This window comes from Microbacterium sp. Bi128, assembly GCF_918698205.1.
Map to the genome: position 1 here is coordinate 1 of NZ_CAKKMM010001109.1, position 1,710 is coordinate 1,710.

General features: G+C 70.1%; 1 protein-coding gene and 1 pseudogene. Both read left to right on the plus strand.

The features are described 5' to 3' along the window. A pseudogene (locus tag LQV45_RS30250) lies at nucleotides 1-718 on the plus strand (arginase family protein); the annotation flags it as partial. After that, on the plus strand, nucleotides 715-1,710 hold a 996-nt coding region (locus LQV45_RS30255), incomplete at its 3' end, for a thiamine pyrophosphate-binding protein (protein ID WP_253074598.1). The pseudogene LQV45_RS30250 and the gene LQV45_RS30255, both read left to right, overlap by 4 nt.

The following is a 1,710-nucleotide window of genomic DNA, read 5'->3' on the forward strand; positions in this document are numbered from 1 at the left end:
CAGCAGAACGCCTTGGACCTGACGGCGTCCGGCAGCAAGCTCGTCACCCTCGGCGGCGACCACACCATCGCCTTGCCGCTGTTGCGCGCCGCCGCCGAGCGCGCCGGCGGCCCCATTGCCATGCTGCACTTCGACGCGCACCTGGACACCTGGGACACCTACTTCGGCGCCGAGTACACCCACGGCACACCCTTCCGCCGCGCCGTCGAGGAAGGCCTCCTGGACACCGAGGCCATCAGCCACATCGGCACCCGCGGTCCGCTCTACGGCAAGAAGGACCTCGACGACGACCACCGCTTCGGCTTCGGCATCGTCACCTCCGCCGACGTCTACTACCAGGGCGTCCTGGAGACGGTCGCCAAGGTCCGGGACCGGATCGGCAACCGCCCGCTCTATATCTCCGTGGACATCGACGTACTTGACCCCGCGCACGCCCCGGGCACCGGCACGCCGGAAGCCGGCGGCATCACGAGCCGCGAGCTGCTGGAAATCATCCGCGGGTTCCGCGGCATGAACCCCGGCCTACGACCACGCCGAGATCACCGGTGTGGCGGCAAGCCACGTCGCCTACGAACTCGTAACACTGATGGCGGACCGCGCCGTCGAAGGGGACCGCTTCGGCGCCCCGAACGGCTACGCTGCCCAGGCCCTCGGCCAGGAATCCCGCCGACCCGCCGGCTTCAGCTCCTCTGTGGCTTCGCCGGTGGCTTCGCGATGACCGGCGTGCGCAACGGCGGGGACCTCGTCGTCGAAACCCTTGAGGCGCTCGGCGCCAAGACGGTCTTCGGCATCCCGGGCCAGCACGCCCTGGGCCTGTTCGACGCGATGGGCCGCGGGAACCTGCACTTCGTCTCCTCCCGGGTCGAGAACAACTCGGCCTTCGCCGCCGACGGCTACTCCCGCGCCACCGGCGAAGTCGGCGTGCTGTTCCTGTCCACCGGCCCGGGCGCGCTGACGTCCTTGGCCGGGCTGCAGGAGGCTTACGCCACCGGCGTTCCCATGGTGGTCGTGGCCAGCCAGATCCCGCTCGAGGGCCTTGGCGCCCGGCGCAAGGGCATGCTGCACCAGCTCGATGACCAGAAGGCCTCGGCCGCGAACGTCACCAAGTCCCAGCGGCTGATCCAGCACGCCTCCGGCATCCCCTCGGCCATCCAGGATGCCTGGACCGAGGCGATCTCCTCGCCGCAGGGCCCCGTGTGGCTCGAAATCCCGCAGAACGTCCTGCTGGACCCCATCATGGTGCCTCCCGTGGAGGACGCCCTCGCCGAAGCGGCCGACAACCCGCCCCGCGTGGAGCTGGTCCGCGAAGCCGTGAAATGGCTCTCGACGGCGGAACGTCCCGCCATCATCGCCGGCGGCGGCACCCGCCGCGGCCATGCCGAAAAGTCGCTGCTCTCGATTGCGGAGAAGCTGCGGGCGCCGGTCATCTGCACCCCGGGCGGCAACGGCGCGTTCCCGTGGAACCATGAGCTCTCCCTGCAGTCCTGGATCGAGGACCAGTACATGACGGAGGTGCTCGAGGACGCCGACGTGCTGATCGTCATCGGCTCCTCCCTGGGCGAGGTCACCTCCAACTACTTCACCTTTGAACCGCGCGGCCGGATCATCCAGATCGACGCCGAGCCCCGCGTCCTGGAGTCCAACCGCCCGGGACTGGGCATCCGGGCGGACGCCGGCCAGGCCCTGGCCGCCCTCGACGCCGCCCTGACT